17 protein-coding genes are annotated in these 24253 nt (G+C 71.0%); 8 read left to right on the top strand and 9 right to left on the bottom strand.

What is annotated here, in order from left to right; all coding sequences use genetic code 11:
* Nucleotides 1–471: 471 nt before the first annotated feature.
* Nucleotides 472–1530: a beta family protein gene (locus ACTWP5_RS17845; RefSeq protein ID WP_443221975.1), complete on the top strand. Its 1059-nt coding sequence runs from the start codon at nucleotides 472–474 to the stop codon at nucleotides 1528–1530.
* Nucleotides 1531–1540: 10 nt separating this feature from the next.
* Here the strand turns inward: ACTWP5_RS17845 and ACTWP5_RS17840 are convergent, their stop codons facing one another.
* The 3 genes from ACTWP5_RS17840 to ACTWP5_RS17830 form a co-directional block, all read right to left on the bottom strand.
* Nucleotides 1541–1774: a hypothetical protein gene (locus ACTWP5_RS17840; protein ID WP_443221974.1), complete on the bottom strand. Its 234-nt coding sequence runs from the start codon at nucleotides 1772–1774 to the stop codon at nucleotides 1541–1543.
* A gap of 130 nt (nucleotides 1775–1904) precedes the next feature.
* A complete protein-coding gene (locus tag ACTWP5_RS17835; RefSeq protein ID WP_443221973.1) occupies nucleotides 1905–2357 on the bottom strand; it encodes a hypothetical protein in 453 nt (150 codons plus the stop codon).
* Between the two features lie 678 nt (nucleotides 2358–3035).
* The gene (locus ACTWP5_RS17830; protein WP_443221972.1) at nucleotides 3036–3722 is read right to left on the bottom strand and encodes a TetR/AcrR family transcriptional regulator; all 687 of its coding nucleotides are present in this window, start codon (nucleotides 3720–3722) and stop codon (nucleotides 3036–3038) included.
* 100 nt (nucleotides 3723–3822) lie between these two features.
* On the opposite strand from ACTWP5_RS17830, the gene ACTWP5_RS17825 reads away from it, so the two are divergent.
* Together ACTWP5_RS17825 and ACTWP5_RS17820 are read left to right on the top strand one after the other, a co-directional pair.
* A complete protein-coding gene (locus ACTWP5_RS17825) occupies nucleotides 3823–4758 on the top strand; it encodes an NADP-dependent oxidoreductase (protein ID WP_443221971.1) in 936 nt (311 codons plus the stop codon).
* A gap of 124 nt (nucleotides 4759–4882) precedes the next feature.
* Entirely contained in the window at nucleotides 4883–5737 is an 855-nt protein-coding gene (locus ACTWP5_RS17820; RefSeq protein ID WP_443221970.1) for an NAD(P)H-binding protein, read from the top strand.
* A gap of 58 nt (nucleotides 5738–5795) precedes the next feature.
* Here ACTWP5_RS17820 and ACTWP5_RS17815 read toward each other — a convergent pair whose 3' ends face one another.
* The 4 genes from ACTWP5_RS17815 to ACTWP5_RS17800 all read right to left on the bottom strand — a co-directional run bounded on the left by ACTWP5_RS17815 (nucleotide 5796) and on the right by ACTWP5_RS17800 (nucleotide 12598).
* The gene (locus ACTWP5_RS17815) at nucleotides 5796–6302 is read right to left on the bottom strand and encodes a hypothetical protein (protein WP_443221969.1); all 507 of its coding nucleotides are present in this window, start codon (nucleotides 6300–6302) and stop codon (nucleotides 5796–5798) included.
* A gap of 403 nt (nucleotides 6303–6705) precedes the next feature.
* Entirely contained in the window at nucleotides 6706–7038 is a 333-nt protein-coding gene (locus ACTWP5_RS17810; protein ID WP_443221968.1) for a histone-like nucleoid-structuring protein Lsr2, read from the bottom strand.
* 662 nt (nucleotides 7039–7700) lie between these two features.
* Nucleotides 7701–9512, bottom strand: coding sequence for a discoidin domain-containing protein (locus tag ACTWP5_RS17805; RefSeq protein ID WP_443221967.1), 1812 nt, complete (start codon nucleotides 9510–9512; stop codon nucleotides 7701–7703).
* Nucleotides 9513–9655: 143 nt separating this feature from the next.
* The gene (locus ACTWP5_RS17800; RefSeq protein ID WP_443221966.1) at nucleotides 9656–12598 is read right to left on the bottom strand and encodes a chondroitinase-B domain-containing protein; all 2943 of its coding nucleotides are present in this window, start codon (nucleotides 12596–12598) and stop codon (nucleotides 9656–9658) included.
* Nucleotides 12599–13017: 419 nt separating this feature from the next.
* Here ACTWP5_RS17800 and ACTWP5_RS17795 point away from each other — a divergent pair, with 419 nt between their 5' ends.
* The 3 genes from ACTWP5_RS17795 to ACTWP5_RS17785 all read left to right on the top strand — a co-directional run bounded on the left by ACTWP5_RS17795 (nucleotide 13018) and on the right by ACTWP5_RS17785 (nucleotide 17893).
* Entirely contained in the window at nucleotides 13018–14499 is a 1482-nt protein-coding gene (locus ACTWP5_RS17795) for a glycosyl hydrolase (RefSeq protein WP_443221965.1), read from the top strand.
* 218 nt (nucleotides 14500–14717) lie between these two features.
* On the top strand, nucleotides 14718–15359 hold the full coding sequence (locus ACTWP5_RS17790) for a GyrI-like domain-containing protein (RefSeq protein WP_443221964.1): 642 nt from the start codon (nucleotides 14718–14720) through the stop codon (nucleotides 15357–15359).
* Between the two features lie 149 nt (nucleotides 15360–15508).
* Nucleotides 15509–17893, top strand: coding sequence for a glycoside hydrolase family 127 protein (locus ACTWP5_RS17785; protein WP_443221963.1), 2385 nt, complete (start codon nucleotides 15509–15511; stop codon nucleotides 17891–17893).
* Between the two features lie 39 nt (nucleotides 17894–17932).
* On the opposite strand, the gene ACTWP5_RS17780 is transcribed toward ACTWP5_RS17785, so the two are convergent.
* Nucleotides 17933–19252, bottom strand: a complete 1320-nt coding sequence (locus tag ACTWP5_RS17780) for an ABC transporter substrate-binding protein (protein WP_443221962.1) — start codon at nucleotides 19250–19252, stop codon at nucleotides 17933–17935.
* A gap of 437 nt (nucleotides 19253–19689) precedes the next feature.
* Between ACTWP5_RS17780 and ACTWP5_RS17775 the strand changes: the two genes are divergently transcribed.
* Nucleotides 19690–22257 carry a rhamnogalacturonan lyase family protein gene (locus ACTWP5_RS17775; protein ID WP_443221961.1) on the top strand — a complete coding sequence of 856 codons (2568 nt, stop codon included), beginning with the start codon at nucleotides 19690–19692 and terminating at the stop codon, nucleotides 22255–22257.
* 72 nt (nucleotides 22258–22329) lie between these two features.
* Here the strand turns inward: ACTWP5_RS17775 and ACTWP5_RS17770 are convergent, their stop codons facing one another.
* The gene (locus ACTWP5_RS17770) at nucleotides 22330–23358 is read right to left on the bottom strand and encodes a LacI family DNA-binding transcriptional regulator (protein ID WP_443221960.1); all 1029 of its coding nucleotides are present in this window, start codon (nucleotides 23356–23358) and stop codon (nucleotides 22330–22332) included.
* A 558-nt stretch (nucleotides 23359–23916) separates the two neighbouring features.
* Here ACTWP5_RS17770 and ACTWP5_RS17765 point away from each other — a divergent pair.
* On the top strand, nucleotides 23917–24249 hold the full coding sequence (locus ACTWP5_RS17765) for a hypothetical protein (RefSeq protein WP_443221959.1): 333 nt from the start codon (nucleotides 23917–23919) through the stop codon (nucleotides 24247–24249).
* The last annotated feature ends 4 nt before the right edge of the window (nucleotides 24250–24253 follow it).

The raw sequence follows: 24253 nt of genomic DNA, 5'->3' as shown, positions 1-24253 counted from the left end.
TTGAGAAACCTCACTGACCGCCACGCACAACGAGGCGGTGCCAACTGACTCAGGCGAGATGTGTCTGACCGCTCGCCTGCCTTCAGATCCACCCCATCACGGTCAGGGGCCCCTACGGCAGCCTGGTATCGGTCAGGGTGCGGAAGCCGCTCACGGTCAGACCGGGTATGCGGGTTCAACCCGCGCGCCCATCGTGAAGCGGCCGGGCGGCGACGACCCGGCGGACTGGTCCGGCGACGCACGGCGGACAGAGAACGACACACCTGGTTGTGGCGCAGTCAGTTACCGTTGCTTTCCGCGCATTTGGAGCATCCCCGCCACCGATTATCACGCACGCTACAACGCACGCCACGGCCGTACCAGGCGCATGCACATTTCGGCCATCCCGACCGAAAGGGTACCCTTTCCCGGCGCACCTCAGGCGCAGATCCTGAAAAAAGGAAGCAGGCGGGTTGTGCCGAGGGGGCCGCGATGTCCGTACCGCTCTACGTCCCCGTCCTTCCCGTCCGGCAGCACGCGCGGCTGGCCTACCAGGGTGTCCGGCCAGACCCCCAGGCCGCGATGGCCCCGCTGTGGAACCTGCCGCCGTCCCCCGGCGTGCCCCCGGCGGCGCTGAGAAGCGCCCCTTGGAAGAAGGAACTGGACCGGGTGCGGGGAGCGCACCGCCGCCATCCCGGCTGGGTCGACGCCCCGTTCGCCGAGGAGGCGCAGATACCGGCTCTGTCGGAGATCCTGTCCGAGTGCACGGGGTTCTCCGGCCTGCTCCGCCCGGTGACCGGGCCCGAGCGGAGTGCGGCCCAGCGCTCCGCCGCCCTGGAGGCGGCTCGCCGGCGCGGTTGCGGGGTGGGCGTCCGTGTACGCGTCCCGGGTGAGTGGAACGGTGATACGGCCGAGGACGTCGACCGCCTTCTCGCCCACGCCGACCCCGACGTGCCCGTCGATCTGCTGCTCGATCTGGGCGGTGTCCTTCCCGGCCGCCCCGACGCCGCGAAGGAGGCCCTGCGCGCCCTCGACGCCCTGTGGCCCCTGGCGAACTGGCGGACCGCCGCCGTCCTCGGCGGCGGCTTCCCCCGGGTCACGGACGACATGCTGGAGCTGGGAGCGCTCCACGAAGCGCCCCGCGCGGACTGGCGGATGTGGCAGGAGACGCGGGCGAGTGGCCGCGACTACGTGCCGCTGCTCGCCTACGGCGACTACGGCGTGCAGCCCGTCACCGCGCTCGCCCAGCAGCCAGCCGGCGGAGGCCCACCCTGGGGCGTCCTGCGCTACACCGTCGACGGCTGGTTCGTGCTGTGCAAGGTGTGGAACAGAGGGCCCGACCGCACGGCGGGCATCCGCATGGCGGCGCGCCGGATCCGCGAACTGCCCGAGTTCCGGGGAGCGGTGGCTAGCGCCGGGGAGACCTGGCTGCGCGACTGTGCCGAGGGCCCCCTCACCTCCAAGGACGGCACGGGCCAGATCGCCGATTGGCTGCGGGCCGGGAACATCCAGCACATGACGTTCGTCGTCCGCTCCCTGCTCCAGCGCTGACCCGACCGCGTCACCCTTCAGGGCTCACTCCGACGTGGTCGAACAGCGCCTCCAGCCTGTCTCCGCCCGCCATGATCCGCCAGGCCGGTACCCGCAGTGTCCGGCTCACGTTGCACGCCTTCGCCCCGTGGCCACCTGACGGCAACCCGGTCAGCAGGTCCTCGCGGGCGTGCGCCAGCCGCAGGTGCCGGGCCGGGACCTGGCCGGGTGGCGGGCCCAGGTCCACGGTGAACACCAGGTCCACCGGGTGGCCGCCGTGCGTGCGTGGTGTGGGAGAAGAGCGGCCCCTGGGAGGCCGCCGCCGAGATGGCCGCGTGGGCTGGAGCGGCTGCGACCGGACCGGAGGCCCCGGCGCCGCGGTGACGACCGGGAGCTCACCTCTTGTGCGGCGAGCCGTCGTACCAGTCCTCCATCTCCTCCCGCGCGAGCAGGATCAGGACGATGACGGGGATGACCGGCGGGACACCCGAGATGTCGATCTCGCCCGCCTGGACCAGCCCCAGACCCCACAGGCCGATCGACAGCAACTGGAAGCCGATGACCGCATAGCGCGGCCAGATACTGCGGCGCGTGATCAGCAGCACGGCGCACACCGCCAGCAGTACGGCGGCGATCAGCGACACGTAGCCGGTGACGTACACGAGTCCGGGGACCTCGCGGCCGTGGCTCGCGTCCTCTTGGGCGATTTGCAGGAGCAGCCATCCGAGGAAGGCATTGGTGACCACCTGGAGCCAGACCAGCACCACCACTGCCACGACCGATCCGGGCCTGCGTTCACGCACGGGCTGAGGGGTGACGTCGGGCCCGTGCTTCGCTTCGTCTACCATCTCCACTCTCCTTCTTCCGGGCGGGACCGGCGGTGGGAGACTAGTGGCGGGGCGCAGGGACCCCTCCCAACTGCCGTGCCGGGGCCCGGCGTCGGTCCTTTCGTCAGCGCGTGTGTCCAGATGAGGATGCTGGCGAGGCGGAGTGCGGCGACTTCACTCTGGCGTCCCGGCCTGTCCCGCGAGGGAACGCTGAGCGGCATCGCGTCTCTCACTGGGGTGGGGCCCCGAGTCCGACGAGCGCATACTTCGGACGCGTGGCGGCGGCCAAGGCGACCGTCAGCACCTGCAAAGCTGCAACATGCTGTACGGCAAGCCCGAGCCACCCCGCGAGCGGAAGCCCATCCATTGACCGTGGGCCGTCAGCGCTCGTGAGTGCCTGTCATGACAGGCGCGTGACCAGTAGCGGCCAGGAACAGTCGGAAACGGGCAGGTAGCGTCCAGTACGAGTGGCGCCCCGGCCGGCCCTGCAGCTTTACGAAGCCGCAGGTCACAAACGCCGAGCGGTGGTGTCCGAGAGGGAGAGTTCACGTTCTCACGGCCAGGGGTCCCGGAGGGCGGCTCTCCGCCGTGGCCGCGAGCCCGGCCTCACCGAGGCGAGGGCTCCCTCCCCGCGGACTGTCCCGCGTGGTGGGGGTGGACGACGGAGGCGGGTGGGCCGTGTCCGTGTCCGTGTCCGGGTCAGTTGGTGCGGCGGGTGAGGCGGACCATGGCCCGGTGGAGGGCGGCGGGTGGGGGTGCGTCGGGCAGCGGGGGTATGGGTGCGCCGGGGGCGGCGTAGGAGCGGATCAGGTGTGCGACGAGGCGGCGCCAGGCGTCGGGTGCGGCGTCGCCCGTGGCGTTGACGACGCCGGCGTTGGCCATGAGCAGGAGGGGCAGGTCGCGGTCGGTGAAGTCCTCGCGTAGGTGTCCGGTGGCCTTGGCGCGGGCGATGAGTTCGACGGCGCCGTTGTACGCCTCGGCGCGGCGGGCCTCCAGGGCTCTGGCGGCGGGGAAGGTCATGGTCAGGACGTCGGCGAAGCCGCGGTCGGCGGCCTGCATCGCGCAGATGGCGTGGACGTAGCCCGTGAAGCCGTGCCAGGGGTCGGGGTCGTCGAGCGCGGTGGTGACGGCTGCGGCGTAGGCGTCCATGCGGTCGGCGAAGACGGCGTTGACGAGGTCGTCGCGGGTGGGGAACCGGCGGGCGAGGGTGGCTTTGCCGACGCCCGCGGCGCGGGCGACGGCGGACAGGGAGACTCCGAGCCCTTCGGTGGCGAACAGGTGTCGGGCAGCGGCCAGGATGCGGTCGCGGTTGCGTTCGGCGTCGGCGCGCAGCCCGGTGCCGGGCCGCTGCCCGGGAGCGTCGCCAGGGGCCGCGGAAGACGTCATGCCGCCACCCTACCTAAGTGGAACAATCGGTCCATTTGTGTTGTTACGCTGGGCGGCACTGGAAACGGGAAGGCCGTTCCAGTTAGTGGGAGGTGTTGTCATGCGTGCCGTCGTGCTGAACGAGGTCCCCTCCATGCCCGCCGTGACCGAGGCCGAGACGCCCCGGCCGCGGGCGGGCGAGCTGCTGGTGAAGGTGGCCGCCTCGTCCGTGAACGGCTTCGACCTGTCGGTCGCCGGCGGCCACCTCCAGGGGATGATGGAGCACCGGTTCCCCCTGGTGGTGGGCATGGACTTCGCCGGCACCGTCGAGGCCCTCGGCGAGGGGGCGGAGGGCTTCACCGTCGGGGAGGCGGTCTTCGGGGTGGCGCTGAAGCCGTACGTGGGCGCCGGAACGCTCGCCGAGTACGTCACCGTCCCGGCCGGCCACGGCGTCGCCCCGATCCCCGCGGGTCTGGACGTGAGGGTCGCGGGGGCGCTGGGCCTGGCCGGCACCGCCGCGCTGAACAGCGTGGACGCCGCCGCCGTGGCCCGGGGCGAGACGGTGCTGGTCTCGGGAGCGACCGGCGGGGTCGGGGCGCTGGCGGTGCAGCTCGCCGCCACCCGCGGCGCCCGGGTGATCGCCACCGCGAGGCCAGGGCGGGAGAGCGAGTTCGTCACCGGCCTGACCAGCTCCGGGGTCGAGGCGGTCGACTTCACCGGCGACCTGGAGGCCCACGTCACGGCCCTGGCCCCGAACGGTCTTGACGTGGTGGTCCACCTGGCGGGGAACGGCACGCGGCTCGCGGGCCTGGTGCGGACGGGTGGGCGGATCGCCTCCACCCTCGGCCTGACCAGCGACGCCGTCGAAGCCGACGTGACCGTCCACCCGATCATGGCCGACCCGAGCCCGCGGACGCTGTCCGCGCTGGCCGGGCAGGCGGCCTCCGGCGCGCTGCGGGTCCCGATCGCGGCCACCTACACGTTGGAGGAGGCTCCCGAGGCGTTCACCGCCTTCCGCGGCGGAACCCTCGGCAAAATCGCCGTCTCCGTCGCCTGACCCCCACCCCCACCGTCGCGGCGTCGGGGCCCACCACGGCCAGCGCCGGCGAGCAGGAAATCCCCCTCCGCCCCTACGACGAGACCACCGGCATGCCCCGTTCACCCGAAGGAAGAAGAGCTCCGTGACCATCGCGATCATCGGCGCCACCGGCAAGCTCGGCGGCCTGACCATCGACGCCCTCCTCCAGCGCGGTGTCGCCGCCGACGACGTGCTCGCGCTCGGCCGCAACGCCGACCGCCTCACCGCCCTCGCCGAGCGCGGGCTGCGCACCGCCGCCGTCGACCTGGACGACACCGCCGGCACCGCCGGGACTCTCGCCGGCGTCGAGAAGCTGCTCCTGGTCTCCTTCGGCGACCTGGGCACCCGCGTGGCCCGGCACGGGCAGGCCGTCGAGGCCGCCCGCCGGGCCGGCGTCCCCCACCTGGTGTACACTTCGGGCCTTCAGGCGCCCACGACCATCCTCGAACTCGCCGCCGACCACAAGGCCACCGAAGACCTCGTCACCGCCGCCGGCATGCCCGCGACCTTCCTGCGCAACGGCTGGTACACCGAGAACCACCAGCAGGACTTCGCCGACGCCCGCGAACGCGGCGTCATCGCCAACAGCGTCGGCGCCGGCCGCATCGCCACCGCCCCGCGCAGGGACTACGCCGAGGCCGCCGCCGTCGTGCTCAGCACACCCGGCCACGAGGGCCGGGCGTACGAGCTGTCCGGCGACACCGCCTGGTCCTACGACGAGTTCGCCGCCACCGCCCAGGAACTGCTCGGCACCCCCGTGCGCTACGAGCCGCTCACCTCCGAACAGGAAGCCGAGAAGCTCATCGCGGCGGGACTCGACGACGCCATGGCCGGCTTCGTGGTCACCCTCAACGCCAACATGCGCGACGGCGCGATGGCCCCCACCCCGGGCGACCTCGCCCGGCTCATCGACCACCCCACCGAACCGCTGGCCACCACCCTGCGGACATGGGTGTGACATTCGACCGGTGCCCCTCACCGAACGCGGCGAGGGGCACCGGTCGAATGTCTCACCCTCACTGGGGGCAGAGTTCGGCATTACCTCCGTACAGGCACACGGTGCGCCACTCGGAGGTGTACTGGGGAAAGAACCGAAAGTCGGGAACGGGTCCGATGATCGCGATGTTCCGCGCGAACCCGATGCTCACCCGCACTTCCGCCGGCCGGTCGCGATCGAAGGCCTGACCGATGCCGGAGTACACCGTTTCGGGCGCCTGGTTGGCGGGACAGTTGATGAAGGTGTCCAGAAGGCCCTTGCGGTAGGTCTGTCCTTGCCTGATCTCCATCTGCGCCGCCGGAGTGGTGCCGCCCCTTCGTTCGACCTGCGGGCAGCTGTAGGTGATGCGTAGCCGTACGTTCTGCGTGGTTGGATCGTAGACCGCTTCTCCCGTACGCGCCCACCACGTTGGTTGTGCGTGAGCCGTTCCCGCCCCCAGCGTCAGTGCGAAGAAGAATGCGGTCAGCGTGATCAGGAGCCGCCGCGACCCGGCATGGGAACTCCGCATGGTGATCACCTCTTCCATCGAATGGAGACCACGTCACGAAGTGGCTACCGTCTCGCCGCCCGAATCAACCGTTCCTCACCCGTGTGAGGGATCCGCATCCTTCGTGTGGGTTAGGCGAGGAAGTGGGCCTTGATCCGGCCTTCCGCGGTTTCGTCGTTCCCTCTGGCGGGCCCACCCTGCGGAGTTCCTGGATTGCTTCTGGACTTTCTCGACAAGCCGCGGGCGATCGAACGAACCACGGGACTACGTCGCTCGTCTCGCCAGGACTTCTCCGCGGCTCCGTGCCCGTTCGGATCGGGGCGGTGGCAGACAACCGCCACACGAGAAGGCGCGTTGTCGCAGGTGACTCGTTCTCTCGGAACCTGGTGGGACAACTCCGGCCCCTCCCGCAAGGAATGGGGCCGGCGGCGGATGACGTGGTTCAGTGAGCCTTCTCGTAAGCGTCACGGATGCTGGCGGGCACCCGGCCGCGCTCGCTGATCTCCAGGCCCTCCTCCTTGGCCCACTGACGGATGGCAGCCGTGTCCTCACTTGGCGTGGCCCGCTTCGCGCCCGCCACGGACCGCCTGAGCCTCCCGACCTTCCGGCCCTTCTCGATGAAGGGCCTCAGAGCGGCGTCCAGCTTGTCATAGTTCTCAGGCGTAAGGTCGATCTCGTACTCAACACCGTTCAAGCTGAACCTGTGCGTACTCACGTCGCTCGCCTCGGCGCCGGTGAGGTCATCCGTATAGATGGTGACAACTTTCTGAGCCATGGGCGGGAGTATATAGGCCCTCGCGGTTCCGTCAGCACGGCGAATTGGCCACCTCGAATGGCGCGCGTGCGCGAGCTGTGGCCTGCCTGACCATGGTGCTTGTCAGGGGGAAGGGGCGTGAAACGCGTGCCCGGGAGGTGACTCGGAACGCGGTCACCGGCCGGCGCCGTGCGCGCGGCCGAAGTCGGGCGCGCGACGCGTGGGCCGCACGAGGGCCGACCTCGTGCGGCGGGCGGGAGAATTCAGCCTGAGACGGTAGACCGATCTGGGGCCCCGACGTCGTGTTCCCCGCTGACGACCGAACAGGGACGCACCCGCCGGGGCCCTCGACTTACGTCAGACAGAGAGGGTCTTTCTCTTCGTATCGGTCGATAACGCCCATGTGAGCACACCATGGCGTGGCGATGTCCGAGGGCTGTCGCGGACCCTGGTTCGATTCGATGCTCCGCAACGCGGAGTTCTTCACCTGGATGTCGACCGCAGGCCGCCAAAGAGCGAAACTCCCCGAGTTCGTATTCCTCGCTCCGACTGCCCGGGGCTACGGAGTACGCGCCTCGACGGTTCACCGCCCTGGGTGTCCGGTCCCGGCCGCCGGGCCCCGACGACGGGGCCGGCCCGGGGCCAGCCCTGGGCCGACCCGAGGGCCGGCCCAGGGAGACGGGTCAGCCGAACTCGTAGGGGCCGATGTCGATGGCGGAGCCCTGGACGCGGGGCGCGCCGTCGATGTCGTGGGTGAGGCCGCCGCTGTTCGGAGGCGCGCCCTCGTCCACGACGTCGGCCCGTCGGGCCCGGTCGCGGAAGTCGGTGAAGTCGTCCGGATCGTAGGCGGGCACCGGGGCGTCCGGGTCGCCCTCGAACTCCTCCCAGTCGTCGGCGATCGACTCGTCGGTCAGCTCCACGTTGGCGGTGTCGTCGGTCAGCGCGTCCTCGCTGCCGCGCGAGTAGACCGTGCCGCCGGCCGTGACCAGGACGTTGTTGCGCATCCGCACGTTCGTGGTCTCCAGGTCGTCGACCGTGGAGTGGAAGGTGAGAACGTGACCCTCGACGCCGCCGGCCAGGAGGTTGTTCTCGATCGTGGCGCCGGGGACGCTGCCCAACTCGATGTTCTGCCAGCCGAACGACTCGCAGACGTTCCCGCGGTAGGTGACGTCGCGCACGTCCGGCGTCGGGCGGTGCAGGTTCTGCATGATCAGGCACTGGCCCGAGACGCGGACGCAGTAGTTGTTCTCCACCAGCAGGTCGGACGCCGGCCGCGTGTCGCTGCTGTGCTGGTACGTCTGGAGGCAGTCCGGGTGCGGGTCGCCCTCGCTCCTGGCGGCGTTGAGGTCGTGGACGTAGTTGTTCCGGATGACGTGCCCGGTGCCCCAGACCCGCATCCCGTCGACGTCGTCGTTCCCGTCCTCGGTCCACAGGTCGTAGATGTTGTTCCACTCGACGGTGATGTTCCGCCCGCCCCAGAGGTAGACGCCGAAGTTGTGGGTCCCGGTGACCGTGTTCCCGGAGATCAGCACGTCGCTCGCGCAGTCCTCCGGGTCGCACGCGATGGCGTAGTGGATGTTCCGGCCGTTGACCATGTTGTTGACGATGCGGTGGCCGCTGCCCGAGAACCGGATGCCGGTCGACGGGTCGTCCAGTTCGTCGCCGACGACGGTGAAGCCGTCGACCTCGGCGCCGCTGCCGCTGATCCGGATGTCACGCACCCGCGCCACGCCGCCCGCGCGTACGGTCACGGGCTGGTCCACGGTGAGCGTCGTGTCCGAGTAGTCGCCCGGCCGGACGCACACGACGTCGCCGTCGTCCGCCGCGTCCACCGCGGACTGGAGGTCGTCGTCGGCGAAGGACGTGCAGTCGTCGGTCCTCGGGTTGCCGTTGCCGTCGGTGCCGTACCCGCCTTCGCCGGTGCCGCCGTCCTCCCCACCGCCTCCGTCGTCGTCTCCGTCATCGTCGTCATCGCCGTCGCCGGGGGTGCCCCAGACCTCGACCTCGGTGAGGCTGTTCCAGTCCCCCTCGCCCTCGCCCTCGTAGCCGTGGCCGAGGTAGCGGACCCTGCTGGTCTGGACGGGGGTGAAGGCGAACGCCTCCAGCTCGGTGGTGGCGCCGCTGCTGCGGTCCTCGACGACGGTGACCCACCGCGAGCCGTCCCAGAACTGCAGCTCGAAGACGTTCTGGCGCGTGGTGCCCTCGTACACGGCGAGGTCGACGCGCGAGACGGTCATGGTCGAGCCGAGGTCCAACTCCAGCCAGGCGCCGTCGCCTTCGCCGGACCAGCGGGTGTCGAGGTCGCCGTCCACGACGTTGGCCGGCTCGTTCCCGTCACTGGTGCTGGCCGAGACGCCGCTGGCGTCCGGCGTGATCGGCACGTCGGCGGCGTGGGCCGGCGGGGGCACGACGAACAGTGCCGCTCCCGTGCCGAGGGCGGCGAGCGCCGCCCACCGCCGGCCACGGGGGCGGGACATCGAACGCGAGCTGCTCAAGGGGATGTCTCCTTGCCTTCTCGTCGTTGTGCGGAAAAACACACGTCCGCGCGCGGCCGGGCGGCGGCGCGTCGGAGGCGCGTCGGAGGAGGGGAGGCGGGGGAGGGGACGCGTCACCCTCCCCCTGGTCGCGTGAGCGGGGGTCAGACGCGGACGAACGCGTCCTCGTCGTTCCGGGCGGCGGGGAGGCCACCGGCGCCGGCCGGCCCGGGCCGGGTCGCGGACGCGGACGCGGCCGGTGACCGGTCCCCGCCGCCGCCGTCTCCGTCGCAGTCGGTCAGCGCGACCGTGCTCTCGCCGAGCGCGGCGTCGGTGACCTCGTTGTCGTCGCAGACCACGTTCTCCCCGGCGTCCTCCCCGGCGCAGTCGTCGTTGACGACGTCGAATCCCCAGCCGTCCTCCTCGTACGGCGCGACGCTGCCGGTGTTGCCCTGGAAGACGTTGCCGCAGCCCCAGCCCGCGACGCGGACGCGGCTCTTGAAGCCGCTCATGTACGCGGCCTCGCCGTGGTTCTCCGCGATCACGTAGCCGTTGCCCTTCGCCGACACCCAGCTCTCGCCGGAGTTCGCGCCGGTCTGGCCGGTGCCGTCGAACGTGTTGCCGCGTATCTCCCCGCCGGTGGACCCCTCCTTGATGTCCACGTGCTCCGCGGTCACGTTCGGGCCGAGGCGGTTGTCGAGCACCCTGTTCCGGTCGCTCCGGTCCGGGCCGTCGTCCCAGTTGTTCTCCGCGGAGCCGAGGTAGATCGCCTCGCCGTAGTCCGCGGTGACCTGCCCGGTGTCGTGGACGAAGGAGTTGCGCACCACGTTGTCCGAGCTCTCCCGGCGGAAGTGGACGCCCTCCTCGCCGATGTCGTACACCTCCAGCCCGTCCAGCACGTTGCCGGAGGCGCCGGTGGCCATCACGCCCTTCTTCGCGGCGCGTACGGTGAAGCCGGTCAGCCGCCAGTGGTCCGCCCGGAGGTCCACCGCGTAGCCGCTTCCGTTGTCGCCGCCGTCGATGACCGCGTCCGGGGAGCCGGTCAGCGTGATCGGCGCGTCCTCGGTTCCGCTGTTCGAGAGGGTGATGGCGTCGTACACGCCGTCGGCCATCGCGATCGTGTCGCCCGGCTCCGCCTCGTCGAGGGCGTCCTGAAGCTCGGTGGCGGTCGACACCCTGGTGACGTCGGGCGTGTCGGGGTCCTCCGCTCCGGGTGCCCGGCCGTGGAGGGTGGTTTCTGTGATGCTGGTCCAGTCGTTGTCGGTGTTGCCGTAGCCGACGATCCGCACGTGGCGGGCCGGGCCGTCGGCGATGTCGTAGCGCTCCGCGGCGGTCGTCGCTCCGCTGGTGCGCTGGCCGGCCAGCGCGGTCGTCCAGGTGCTGCCGTCCTCGGACAGTTCGACGTCGAAGGTGTGGGTTCGCGTGTCGCCCCGGTGCCAGGCGAGGGACACCGAGCCGACCGTGTGGGTGGCGCCGAGGTCGTAGCTGATCCAGACGCCGTCGCCCTCGGCGGACCAGCGGGTGGTCAGGTCGCCGTCGAGCGTGTTCTCCGGGACGTTGCCGTCGTGGTCGCTCGCCGCCACGTCCACCACGGGCAGCACGGAGTCGTCCGGGTCACCGGGCTCTCCCGGGTCGTCCGGGTCTCCCGGCTGGTCCGGCTCGTCCGGGTTCTCCGCGTCGGGGCCGACGTCGGCCGCGGTGAGCGGGCCACGGGTCACCTCGCCGGGGCCGTACTCGTCGGCGCCCGCGTCCGGCTCCCCGTCCCTGGCCTGGCCGTCCATGTCGTCGGTGACGACGTCGAAGCCGCCGGTGGCGGCGTCGACCGCCGGGCTGTCCGGGGCGATCCGCCGCACCGCGCCGTCCCCGACGAGCAGCGGGTCGGCGACCTCGACGCCGCCGTCCGGCACGTCGCCGACCGTGGCCGAGCCGGTCGGCCAGGCGATGTTCCCCGCGTACGTCATGTCCCGCGGCGTCATCAACTCGTTGAAGAGCTTCCCCTCGCCGCCGACCACCACGTTGTCCGCGATGACCGAGTCGACCGGCGGGAGCTCGTAGTTGGCACCGACCTCGATGTTCGACACGTTGTTGACGAACGTGTTGTGCACGATCGTCGCCCGGTACACCCGCCAGTGCGCGCTGAGGGCGCCGGAGGTGTCCACGTCGCCGCCGTCCACCTGGAGCGCGGCGTCGTAGCCGGTCCCGGTCAGGCCCTCGAAGTAGTTGTTGAAGACCAGGTGGTCCTGGCCGTAGAGCCGGATGCCACCCGTGCCCGGCTTCCCGCCGCCGAGGAAGAAGTTGCCGTGGAACGTGCCCCGGTTGCCGTGCCGCTGGGTCACCGTGCCCTGCGAGGTCAGGAACGTGTTGTACCGCACCACGTTGTCGTTGCTCTTGACCGAGACGATCTCCGGGTCGCCGTCGCAGTTCTCGAAGAGGTTGGACTCGATGACGGTGTGCCCGTCCGACTCGGAGATGGCGCTCTGGCCGACCCGGATCGCCTCCATCTCGTTGTTCGCGCGCGGGCCGATGTTCCGGAAGTGGTTGTGGTCGATCCGGTCGTACTGGGACTGCTGGGTCTCCGAGCCGTCGATGGTGATGAAGTTGCCCAGCTCGTGCTTCTCCTCGAACAGGTTGTGATCGATCCGGTTGTGGTGGCTGTTCTCCCCCTGGATGATCACCCACTTCAGCGACTCCTCCTCGGCGAGCCGGAAGTGGTTGCGGGTCAGCCGCACGTGGTGCGACCCGGTGATCTTGAGCGTGTCGCTGTTCCGCCACGAGAGGCCCTCGAACGTCACGTAGGACGAGTCGAGGACCTCCAGCTGACCGTCGGAGATGACCGCCTCCCCGCGGTTCTCGGCCGCGACGACGATCGGCTCCGACGCCGTGCCGTGCCGGTCGCTCATCCTCCCGATCTCGTACGCGCCGTCCGCCAGCACGATCCGGTCACCCGCCTCGGCGCCCTCCAGGGCCTGTGCCAGTTCGTCGGAGTCCGAGACGGTGATCACCTCCAGGGTGTCGGCCATGCTCGCGTTGCCGGAGACGGCGAACGCGGCCACGACCGCCGCGGCCACGCCCGCCGGGATCAGCCGGCCAGGCCGGATCCGTTTCATCGACCATTCACCTCGTCAGTCGTCACGAGTCGTCACGAGTCGCCGCGTCATGGACCGCATGCCGCCCGACGGGCGCCGGTGTGGGCACGGCCAGCGGCGGCGCCCCACCCTGCCCGTGGTCCCTCGGGATCCCTCCACGCGTCTGCCGTGTACGGCCCCCGAACGACGCGGCCCAGCAGCCCCGTGCGGCTGCTGGCCTTTCCGCGAGCGGGAGACGGGGACGGTGGCTGGTGGAGGGTCCTCACCCGGGTCTGTGGCGTTCGTTCACCCGGCCGACCCGACGGCGGCACAGACCCGCCGGAGCGGACTGCCTGTCCCAGCGCGAGGCCCGTTGACAGGTGAGGGAGACGTCACAACGATGGGAGCGCTCCCAAGTGCCGCGGTGCCCCACGCCCGCGCCCCCACCACTGGAGGCAAACGTGACCCGATCCCCCCGCAGACGCCGCAGGCCAGCACTGGCCCTGTCCGTGCTGGCCGCCTCCCTCGCGGGCCTGCTCTCCGCGACCTCGCTCCCGTCGAACGCCGGGGCCGGGGAGCCCGCGCGGGCGCCCGCCGCCTCCACGGTCCACGAGGCCGAGGACGGCGAACTGAACGGCGTGACCGTCGACTCCGCCGCCGAGGGCTACTCCGGCACCGGCTACGTCACCGGCTTCGACACCGAGACGGACAAGCTCACCCTCACCATCCCCGACAGCCCCGGCGGCCTGCACGACCTGACGCTGCACTACCGTGCGCCCTCCGGACAGAAGACCACCTCCCTGCAACTCAACGGCGAGGGCGCGGGCGACGTCGTGCTGCCCCAGACCGAGGCCTGGAGCACCGCGTCGGCGGGCCGCGTGCTGCTGGAGGAGGGCGGCAACACCATCTCCGTCCTCAGCAACTGGGGCTGGTACGACATCGACGCCATCAGCCTCAGCCCCAGCGAGCCCCGCCCCCCGCACCAGGTCACCGGCGTACCCGTCAACCCGGACGCCACCCCCGAGGCCCGCGCGCTGCTGGCGGACCTCACCGAGAACTACGGCGAGAACATCCTCAGCGGCCAGCAGGACATGGGCTCCGTCCAGTGGCTGGAGGAGAACGTCGGCAGGGCGCCGGCCGTCGCCGGGCTCGACATGATGGACTACTCGCCCAGCCGCGTCGAGCGCGGCACCGTGGGCACGGACGTGGACAACGCGCTGGCCTGGCACGAGCGGGGCGGCATCACCACCTTCGCGTGGCACTGGAACGCGCCCACCGGCCTGATCGACGAGCCGGGCAGGGAGTGGTGGCGCGGCTTCTACACCGACGCCACCACCTTCGACGTGGCCGCCGCCCTGGCTGACAGGGAGTCCGAGGAGTACCGGCTGCTGCTGCGCGACATCGACGCCATCGCCGAGGAACTGCTGCGGCTTCGGGACGCCGGGGTCCCGGTGCTGTGGCGCCCGCTGCACGAGGCCGAGGGCGGCTGGTTCTGGTGGGGCGCGAAGGGCCCCGGGCCGGCGAAGGAGCTGTGGCGGATCATGTACGACCGCATGGTCAACCACCATGAGCTGCACAACCTGCTGTGGGTGTGGAACTCCGTCTCGCCCGAGTGGTACCCCGGCGACGACGTGGTGGACATCGTCTCGGCCGACACCTACCCGGCCGTGGGGGACCACGGCCCGGTCAGCGGCACGTACGAGAAGCTGGTCGAGCTCGTCGGCGACCAGAGGCTGGTCGCCCTCACCGAGACCGGCTCCATCCCCGACCCCGACCTGCTCGAAGCGTACGAGGCCGACTGGAGCTGGTTCGTCACCTGGTCCGGCAGCTTCATCGACGACGGCGTCCACAATCCCCCCGCGCACCTGGAGCACGTGTTCAACCACCCCTACGTGATCACGCTGGACGAACTCGACGCCTGGCGTTCCGGAAGCGGCGGCTGAGGCCCCGCCCACCACGGAGGGCTGTGAGCCGCCCGCGCCGGCGCCGACCGGGTCATCCCCGACCTGGCCGGCGCCTGCGCCGGGCCGGTGCGGACGGGCCCGCCGCGCCCGTCGGGCCGCCACGGCGGGGAGGAGCCTCTAGGCTTCCTCCCCAGGCTTCCTCGCTGGCCGCGCCAGCCACTTCAGCCACGCCTCGCGTAAGGGAAACACAGACCGCCGTGACCCGCCCCGACAGCCCGTACGACGTCAAACGCGCCCTCCGGCAGTGCTACGCGCCGAGGAACACCGACTGGGCGCTGGTCGAGGTGCCCGCCCAACGGTTCCTCGCCGTCGACGGCGAGGGGGACCCGAACACCAGCGTCGACTACGCCCGCGCCGTCGAGGCCCTCTACACCGTCGCCTACACACTCAAGTTCACCAGCAGGCGCACCCTCGGCCGGGACTTCGTCGTCGGACCCCTCGAAGGGCTGTGGTGGTCCGACGACCCCGAGGTGTTCGTCTCACGCGCCAAGGACGCCTGGCACTGGCGCATGCTCATCAGCCAGCCCGACTGGATCACCGACGACCTCGTCGAGCAGGCCAGGCAGGCCGCGATGGCGAAGAAGGGCCTGCCCGCGATCGCCCACGTCCGTCGGGAGACCCTGCACGAGGGCACCAGCGCCCAGCTGCTGCACATCGGCCCCTACGACGACGAGGGGCCCGCGCTCGCCGTGCTCCATCACGAGTACCTGGCCGCCCACGGGCTGCGCATGGTGGGGCAGCACCACGAGATCTACCTCAGCGACCCCCGCAGAACCCAGCCCGCCAGGCTCAGGACCGTCCTCCGGCAGCCGGTACGGAGAGCGAACGACACGGCCTAGCCGTGTTGTCCGGCGGGCGCCGCCATGCGGCGGGGGATGTCATGGCCCTGCCGCAGGTGTTGACGGGCCGTTCGCGCGAACCTTAGATGGCAGGGGTTGTTCGGGAACGCAACCGTCGTTCGATATCGCGAACGCTGGAGGCGAACGCCATGACGAAGAGCCCTCGACCCCTCCGACGACGCGACTTCGTGCGTGCCTCCGCCACGGGCGTCGCCGCCGTGGCCGCCGCCGGCGCCCTGCCGGCCGTCGCCCTCGCCCGGACGCCCGCGTCCGCGGCGGGCCACGGGCCGGCGGCGGCGCCGGCTGCCGGCGGGCCGCCGCCCTACGTGGGGGCGGGCGCCACGGCACCCCTCCGCCCCTTCACGCTGCACCAGGTGTCGCTGGGACGGTGCCTGTTCCAGGAGAAGCGCGACCGCATCAAGAGCTTCGTCGAGCACTACGACGAGCGGCGCTTCCTCGTGCTGTTCAACGAGGTCGCCGGCCGTCCCAACCCACCCGGCGTCGAGGTCCCCGGTGGTTGGGAGGACGGCGGGCTGCTCAGTGGCCACTGGGCCGGGCACTACCTGACGGCCCTCGCACAGGCCCACGCCGACCAGGGCGAGAGCGTCTTCAGGGACAAGCTCGACTGGATGGTGGACGAGCTCGGCGCCTGCCAGGAGGCGCTGGCGGGCACGACCGTCCACCCCGGCTACCTGGGCGCCCTGCCCGAGGACACCGTGCTGCGCGCGGGCCCGCCACGGTTCGCGGCGTACGGCGGCGACCCGGACACCAACACCTGGGCTCCCTGGTACACCCAGCACAAGATCATGCGCGGCCTCCTCGACGCGTACACGCTCACCGGCAACGAGCGGGCCCACGCGATCGTCCTCGCGATGGCGGACTGGGCGCACCTCGCGCTGACGCTCGGCGACGTCCACCACCCCGACTACGCCGGGCCGGTCACCCGGGACGACCTGAACCTCATGTGGGACACCTACATCGCGGGCGAGTACGGCGGCGCCAACGAGGTGTTCGCCGAGCTCCACGCGCTGACCGGCGACGAGCGCCACCTCGCGACGGCCAGGTGCTTCGACAACCGCGAGTCGCTCTTCGACGCCTGCGTGGCCGACCGCGACATCCTCGTCACCACCGACGAGACCCGGCCGGGCCGGAAGCGACCGAACCGCCTGCACGCCAACACACACATCCCCAACTTCACCGGCTACCTGCGGATCTTCGAGCAGACCGGCGAGGAGGACTACCACCTCGCGGCGAAGCACTTCTTCGGCATGGTCGTCCCCCACCGCATGTTCGCCCACGGCGGCACGAGCGGGAACTTCCCCGGCTCCAACGACAACCCCGAGCAGTTCCAGAACCGGGACAACGTCGCCCACGCCATCGGCTCGGCCGGCGCCGAGACCTGCACCACCTACAACCTGCTGAAGCTCGCGCGCAACCTCTTCCTCCACGACCCCGACCCGGCCTACATGGACTACTACGAGCGCGGCCTGGTCAACATGATCGCCGGGCAGCGCGCGGACACCGACACCCTCGACGACCCGCAGGTCGCGTACTTCCAGCCGCTGACGCCCGGCGCGGGCCGCTCGTACGGCAACACGGGGACCTGCTGCGGCGGCACCGGCCTGGAGAACCACACCAAGTACCAGGAGACGGTCTACTTCCGTTCCGCCGACCAGTCGACGCTGTGGGTCAACCTCTACCTCGCCTCGACCCTCGACTGGGCCGACCGCGGACTCACCCTCACCCAGCGCACCGACTTCCCCCGCGAACAGGGCACCACCCTTGTCGTGGACGGCAGCGGCCCGCTCGACATCAGGCTGCGGGTCCCCGCCTGGACCGACGACGCCCCCGGCGGCTTCGTCGTGTCGGTCAACGGCCGCCGCCTGGCCGGGCCGCCGCCACGGGCGGGCAGCTACCTCACGCTCAGCCGCAGCTGGCGGCCCGGCGACACCATCGAGATCGCGATGCCCTTCCGCCTCCGCGTCGAGCGGGCGATCGACCGGCCCGAGGTGCAGTCGGTCTTCTTCGGCCCGCTGATGATGCCGATCCTCGGGGAGCCGGCGGGGGGCGCGTTCGAGGAGCTCACCCTCTACCGCCACCTGAGGCTGGACGGCGACTACTCCCGGGCCGCCTTCACGCCCGGCACGGGCGGGGGCCAGACGTTCACGACGGCCGACGGCCGCGTCCTGCGCCCGCACCACGTCGGCGACGCCGAGCCCCACTCCCCGTACTTCCTGCGCATCGAGCCCGAGATCGTCTTCGGCTCCCTCGCCACCGGCGTGCCCAACCGCAAGCGCGACGACGGGCTGCCGCGCTACGACGTGCCGGTCGAGGGCGTCGCCTCACCCGGCGACGAGGGCCTCACCCTCCTCGACGCGGTGTGGGACGCCGCGCCGTTCGCCGACCACGACGCCTTCGTCCGCCGGGTGCGGCGGGTCGCGGAGGAGTGGCGGGCCGCCGGCCTCCTCACCGCCGCCGAGCGGGAGACGGTCCTCGCGTACGCCTCCCGGGCCCAGGACGAGCTGCGCCCCTGAAGCCGCGCGACGTCGCACGGCTCATGCCACGGCGAGGAGCTACCGGTTGTTCCGCGACATCGCCTCGACGAACTCGTCCGGGCTCATCCGGCCGTCGAACAGGTCCCGGATCGCGCTCATCATCGGCTCCGACTGGTCGACGGGCAGGGCCTGGTCCCAGGAGAGCTGGAAGCTGGGCGCCGCGCGGACCATGTCGTACTGGAACCGCGCGTACTCGGGGTTCTCGTGGCTGCCGATCAGCGCCTCGGAGTCGTTGGTGGTCGGGACGTCGCCGTTGTCGATCAGCGCCTGGGAGTACTCCTGGGTGGCACCGAGCTTGAGGAACTCGATGGCCGCGGCCAGGCGGTCCTCCTCGCCCTCCTCCTGGAGGGCGGCGTTGACCGACCAGTAGTTGCTGGGGCTCCCGACCAGGTTCTCCGGGGAGCCCTCACCCCCCTCGACGACCGGGAAGTTCGTGTACGCCAGGTCACGGCGCGCGAACGCGGGCGCGTCGGCGAGCTGGTTGGGGAACTCCCAGCTGCCCATCAGGTGCATCGCGGCCCCGCCCTCGGCGAAGAGGGTGGAGGCCTCGCCGCTGGTGTAGCCCATGGACCCGAAGTCCTCGCCGAAGGTGCCCCGTTCCACCAGGTCGTGGATGGTCTCGGCGGTCCACCGCATGGCCGGGTCCTTCCACGCCGAGACCTCGCCGGCCTGGATGTGCCGGAACACCTCGGGGCCGCCGTACCGGTCGAGCAGGACCTCCAGCCACATCAGCTCGGTCCACGGCTCCTCGCCGGCGAGCGCCACGGGCGTGATGCCCTCGGCCGTGAAGAGGTCCACCAGCTCCAGGAAGTCGTCGAAGGTCGCGGGGGGTTCGACGCCGACCTGGTCGAAGAGGGTCTGGTTGTAGAAGAGGATCACGGGCTGCACGCCGCGCATCGGTACGCCGTAGTACCGCCCGTCGATCATGGCGCCCTCCAGGAGGTTGGGCACGAAGGCGTTCTCGAACTCCTGGTCCGTCTCCACGATCTCGCTGAGGTCCATCAGCGAGCCGTCGGCGACGAAGTCGACGATGTTGCCGCCGCCCCAGTTGAAGAAGATGTCGGGCGGGTTTGGGTCCGACATGGCGGTCTGCATGCGCCCCTGGTACTCCCCACCGGGGATCTGTATCAGGTTGACGTCGATGTCCGAGGTGGCGTTGAACTCCTCGACGAACCGCTCCTGAACGGAGGTGGAGGCGTCCTGGTAGACCCAGACGTCCAACGTCCCCCCGCTGCCGGGGCTGCTGCCGCACGCCGACACCGTCGACGCCAGCAGCCCGGCCGCCACCGTGACGCGGACCGCGCCCCCCACCCGGGACCAGCCATGCCGTGAACCCATGCGCATCGAACACCTACTCCTGCACCACTGAAAAGTTTTCGGACGAGATGCGGGGGGGAACATACGTCCGAAAGGCGTGAATGTCAACGCTATGTTCCTGTGGCGTTACCTGCCTCTCGGCTGACGGACGAACAGGGTGGGAGTCGGCGGGTGGGGTTCGGCTCTCGGGCGCTCCGGCCGGGTTGGCCGCGTCCCGGGAGGTGACGTGTCCGCACCGCCGTCGCGTCGCCGTGTCGCGCCGTGCGGCGGTGTGCGGTCCGCCCCGGCCGATCGGCCGGTTCGGTGCGCGGGTCTTGCCGCCCCATGCGGCCGGCCCTAACCTCTTGGGAGCGCTCCCAGTAAATCGTTCCATCCCTTCCATGTCGAGTGGATGAAACGATTTAGGAGAACGTTTTACATGAGCGCGCATCTCTGTCCTCCCTGCCGAAGGAGTCGCGATGCACGTCCGAGGACCGCGCTGGACGCGCGGCAGACACACGCCACCACCTGACCGCCCGGCCCGGCGGAGACGAACAGAAACGGACCTCGTCCGCCGAGGTCGCGTCGCCGCGCTGGTAGCCGTCGCGCTGCCGCTGTCGTTGACCGCCGGCCTGACCGGCACCACCGCGCAGGCCGCGTCGTTCGCCTGCGACGTGGCCTACTCGGCCAACGACTGGGGCGCGGGGTTCACCGCCAACGTCGCCATCGAGAACACCGGTGACGTGGCGGCCTCCGGCTGGTCGCTGTCCTACGCCTACACGGGCGACCAGCACCTCCAGGAGGGCTGGAGCGGCCGCTGGTCGCAGTCCGGCCAGCGCGTCACCGTCGTCAACGAGTCGTGGAACGGCGAGCTGGCGCCCGGGGCCACCGTCAGCGCCGGCGCCAACTTCACCTACTCCGGCACCAACACCGCTCCCACCAGCTTCTCGGTCAACGGCGTCGCCTGCGGCGACGACGAGCCGCCGGTCGACGCGGTCACCATCCTCGCCACGCCCTCCTCGCTCGCGCTGCAACCGGGCACCACCGGCACGATCAACCTCCGTCTGAGCGCCGAGCCCATCAGCGACCTCACCGTCACGGTCGCGCGCACCAGCGGCAACACCAACCTGTCGGTCAGCGGCCCCTCGACCGTCACCTTCACGCCGACGAACTGGGACGTCCCGCAGCCCGTCACCATCGCCGCCGCCACCACCGGCAGCGGCCCGGCCACCTTCACCGCCTCAGCGCCCGGCATCCCCTCGATCACCCTCACCGCCACCCAGCTCGGCGACGACCCGGACCCGCCGGCGGGCGCCCTCCAGATGGAGGATCTGAATCGGGGTGTGACCTCGGTGCGTTCGGGTGACGGGAATCTGGTGTCGTGGCGGTTGTTGGGGACGGAGGGCTACGACACGGCGTTCAACGTCTACCGTGACGGGGCGAGGGTGAACGCTTCGCCGGTCACGGACTCGACGAACTATCTGGACAACGGTGCCGCCTCGACCGCGACGTACACGGTGCGGGCGGTGGTGGGCGGTGTGGAGCAGGCGCCCTCGGAGTCCTCGGTGCGCTTCACCGGGGGGAACTATCTGGATGTGCCGTTGCAGCGGCCTGGTTCGACGTACACGCCGGTCGAGGCGAGTCCGGGGGATGTGGACGGTGACGGGCAGTACGAGCTGATCGTGAAGTGGGATCCGGACAACGCGAAGGACAACTCGCAGTCCGGGGTCACGGGGAACGTCTACGTCGATGCCTACCGGTTGAACGGGCAGCGGTTGTGGCGGATCGATCTGGGTCGGAACATCCGGGCGGGTGCGCACTACACGCAGTTCCAGGTCTACGACTATGACGGGGATGGTCGTGCGGAGGTCGCGATGAAGACGGCCGACGGTACGCGTGACGGCCTGGGCGCGGTGATCGGGAACGGTAGCGCCGATCACCGCAACTCCGGCGGGTACATCCTCGCTGGCCCGGAGTTCTTGACGATGTTCGACGGGTTGACCGGTGCCGCGCTGTCGACGGTGAACTACGATCCGCCGCGTGGGAACGTCGCCTCGTGGGGGGATGACTACGGCAACCGGGTGGATCGTTTCCTGGCCGGGACGGCGTATCTCGACGGGCAGCGGCCGTCGCTGATCATGGCGCGTGGTTACTACACGCGGGCGGTCGTCGCGGCGTGGGACTTCCGTGACGGGCAGCTCACCCGGCGTTGGACGTTCGATTCGAACGTCTCGGGGAACGGTGCGGCGTACGGTCAGGGGAACCATCAGTTGTCGGTCGCCGACGTGGATGGTGACGGGCGGCAGGAGGTCGTCTACGGTTCGGCGACGATCGATGACGATGGCCGGTTGATGTATGCGACGGGTTTTGGTCACGGTGACGCGTTGCACGTGGGTGACTTCGTGCCCTCCCGCTCGGGGGTGGAGGTCTTCACGATCCACGAGTCGGGCAGTCAGCCGGGTTCCGACCTGCACGACGCCCGGACCGGCCAGGTCATCCACCGCACGCCGACCAGCGGCTCGGAGGGGCCGGGTCGGGGTGTGGCCGGTGACATCTACGCCGGTAACGCGGGGGCGGAGTTTTGGGGTTCGGGGCCGAACATGACCAGTCTGCGTAACGCCTCGGGTGGCAGTGTCGGGCGTAACCCGTCCTCGGCGAACTTCCTGGCCTGGTGGGACGCCGACCCGGTGCGTGAGTTGTTGAACGGCACCACGATCGACAAGTACGGGACCGGTGGCGACACCCGGCTGCTGACCGGCAGTGGCGTGGCCTCCAGCAACGGCACCAAGTCCACCCCGGTCCTGTCCGGGGACCTGCTGGGCGACTGGCGGGAAGAGGTCGTCTGGCGTCACACGGACAACTCCGCCCTGCGGATCTACGCGACCTCCACCCCGACCACCACCAAGCTGCACACCCTGGTCCACGACGCCCAGTACCGCGTCGCCCTGGCCTGGCAGAACACCGCCTACAACCAACCACCCCACCCCAGCTACTTCCTCGGAGCCGGCATGAACCGCCCACCGCAGCCGAACATCTACCTACGCTGACGGCCCTCTGTGACGGACCCCGGGCGCGTTCCCTCGCGCGCCCGGGGTTCACCCACGGCCCGCCGCGGGCCGTCAGGCGTGCGGCCCTCGGGCGCCGGCGGCGCCGCTGCTCTCCCGCCGGACGAGTTCGGGGTCGAAGACGACCTGCCGGACGGGACGCTCGGGGTTCGCCACCCGCTCGACGAGCAGTTCCACGGCGTTGCTTCCCATGGCCACGGCGGGTTGGCGGACGGAGGTGAGCGGAAGGGTGTTGTTCGCGGCGAAGTCGCTGTCGTCGTAGCCCACGATGGCGACGTCGTCGGGGACGCGGATGCCGGCGCGCAGCAGCGTGTGCATGAGCCCGATCGCCTCCAGGTCGCTGGCCGCGAAGACGCCGTCGGGACGCTCGCGCGCGGGCAGGGAGGCCAGCCGTTCGCCGGCTTCCCGCCCCATCCGCATGCCCGTCCCGTCCCCCTCGACCACGGTGAGGGAGACGCCGACGGTCGCCGCCACCACCTCGCGGCAGCCCGCCAGGCGGTCGGCGTTCTGGCGGATGGTCAGCGGCCCCGCGACGAACCAGATCCGGGTGCGGCCGGTCTCGACCAGGTGCTCGGCGGCGAGCCGCCCGCCGCCGACGTCGTCCAGCCAGACCGAGTCGAAGTCGCCGGCCTGGTCCCGGGCGTCGACCAGGACCACCGGGACGCCCCGTCGGCGCAGCCGGTGGAGGGAGGACAGGTCGCCGGTGACCGGCGTGATGAGGACGCCGTCGACCCGGTACTGCTCGAAGCTGGCCAGGTGCCGCTCCTGGCGGGCCACGCTTCCGTAGCTGTTGCCGACCATGACGGTCAGGCCCGAGCGTTCGGCGACGGTGTCGGCGCCGAGGATCACCTGGCTGAAGAAGGGGATGCCGGTGTCGAACACGGCCATGCCGAGGGAGCCGCTGCGCCCGCCGCGGAGTTGGCGGGCGGGCAGGTTGGGCACGTAGCCGAGCGTGTCGATGGCTTCCCGGACGCGGGCGAGCGAGGCGGCCGAGACGCGCTCGGGGCGGTTGAGCACGTTCGAGACGGTGCTCACGGACACGCCCGCCAGGGCGGCGACCTCTCGGATGCCGACGTTGCCCATCGCTTCGCTGCCTCACTTCCTCGGACGTCGGATCGGCCACACGCGGCTCGACGGCGGTCGCCGCCCAGGGCGCCGCGCTGGGCGAGCCGAGGCCGGATCCCGGCCCGTCGCCTCCGCCCCGTCTCGTACAACGCCCCACGTTTTCGGGAGCGATCCACGACCCTGCGGCGGGTCGGCACGATCGTCCCACAGGGGCGCTTCCGGGGCGTGACCAGCCAGGGGCGACCCCCGGTACCTGGAGGCGCTGCGGCTGTGGGCCGACGCCGACGTGTACCCGATCTTCCCCTTCCACACGGCCAACCAGGCCGCCAAGGCGGAGGCCGCCGCGCAGGGCCACCCCGGCAGCAACAACGTCTCCGTCATCAACTCCACGGTGACCTTCCGCTTCCTCTCCTCCGTGCTGCGGAACCGACATCAACCACCGCGGGAGTCGTCTCCGACACCTCGGACCGGGTCGTCGACGTCCTCGCGCGCGCCGGGCGCGACCTGGCCGGCGAACAGGACAACCTCGCCGAGCGGGCGACGGCCAGCGCCTCGCACTCGGCCACGGATCACGGCGTGGCGGGCGCCGTGGACGGCTTCACCATCAACGATCCGTTCTGGGGCAGCGAGGGCTCCGGCTCGGCCGAGGACTGGTTCCGGCTGTTCCTCGCCAGCGACAAGCGGCCCGACGCGGGCTACGCGGAACCGGCGACGTACACCGTGCAGTACCTCGACGGCGGTCGGTGGCGCGAGGTGCCCGCGTCCGAGACGGTCCCCGAGCGACCGCGCGCCAACCTCAACGAGGTGCGGTTCGCCGAGGTCACCACCACCGCGCTGCGCGTGGTGACGGCCCACCAGCAGGGCCACGCCACCGGCCCGGAGGAGATCCAGGTCCACGGCGCCGGCTGAGCCG

This window comes from Streptomyces sp. 4N509B (assembly GCF_052245655.1).
In the GTDB taxonomy this organism is placed as follows: domain Bacteria; phylum Actinomycetota; class Actinomycetes; order Streptomycetales; family Streptomycetaceae; genus Streptomyces.
This window is presented reverse-complemented; position numbering and strand designations above follow the sequence as displayed.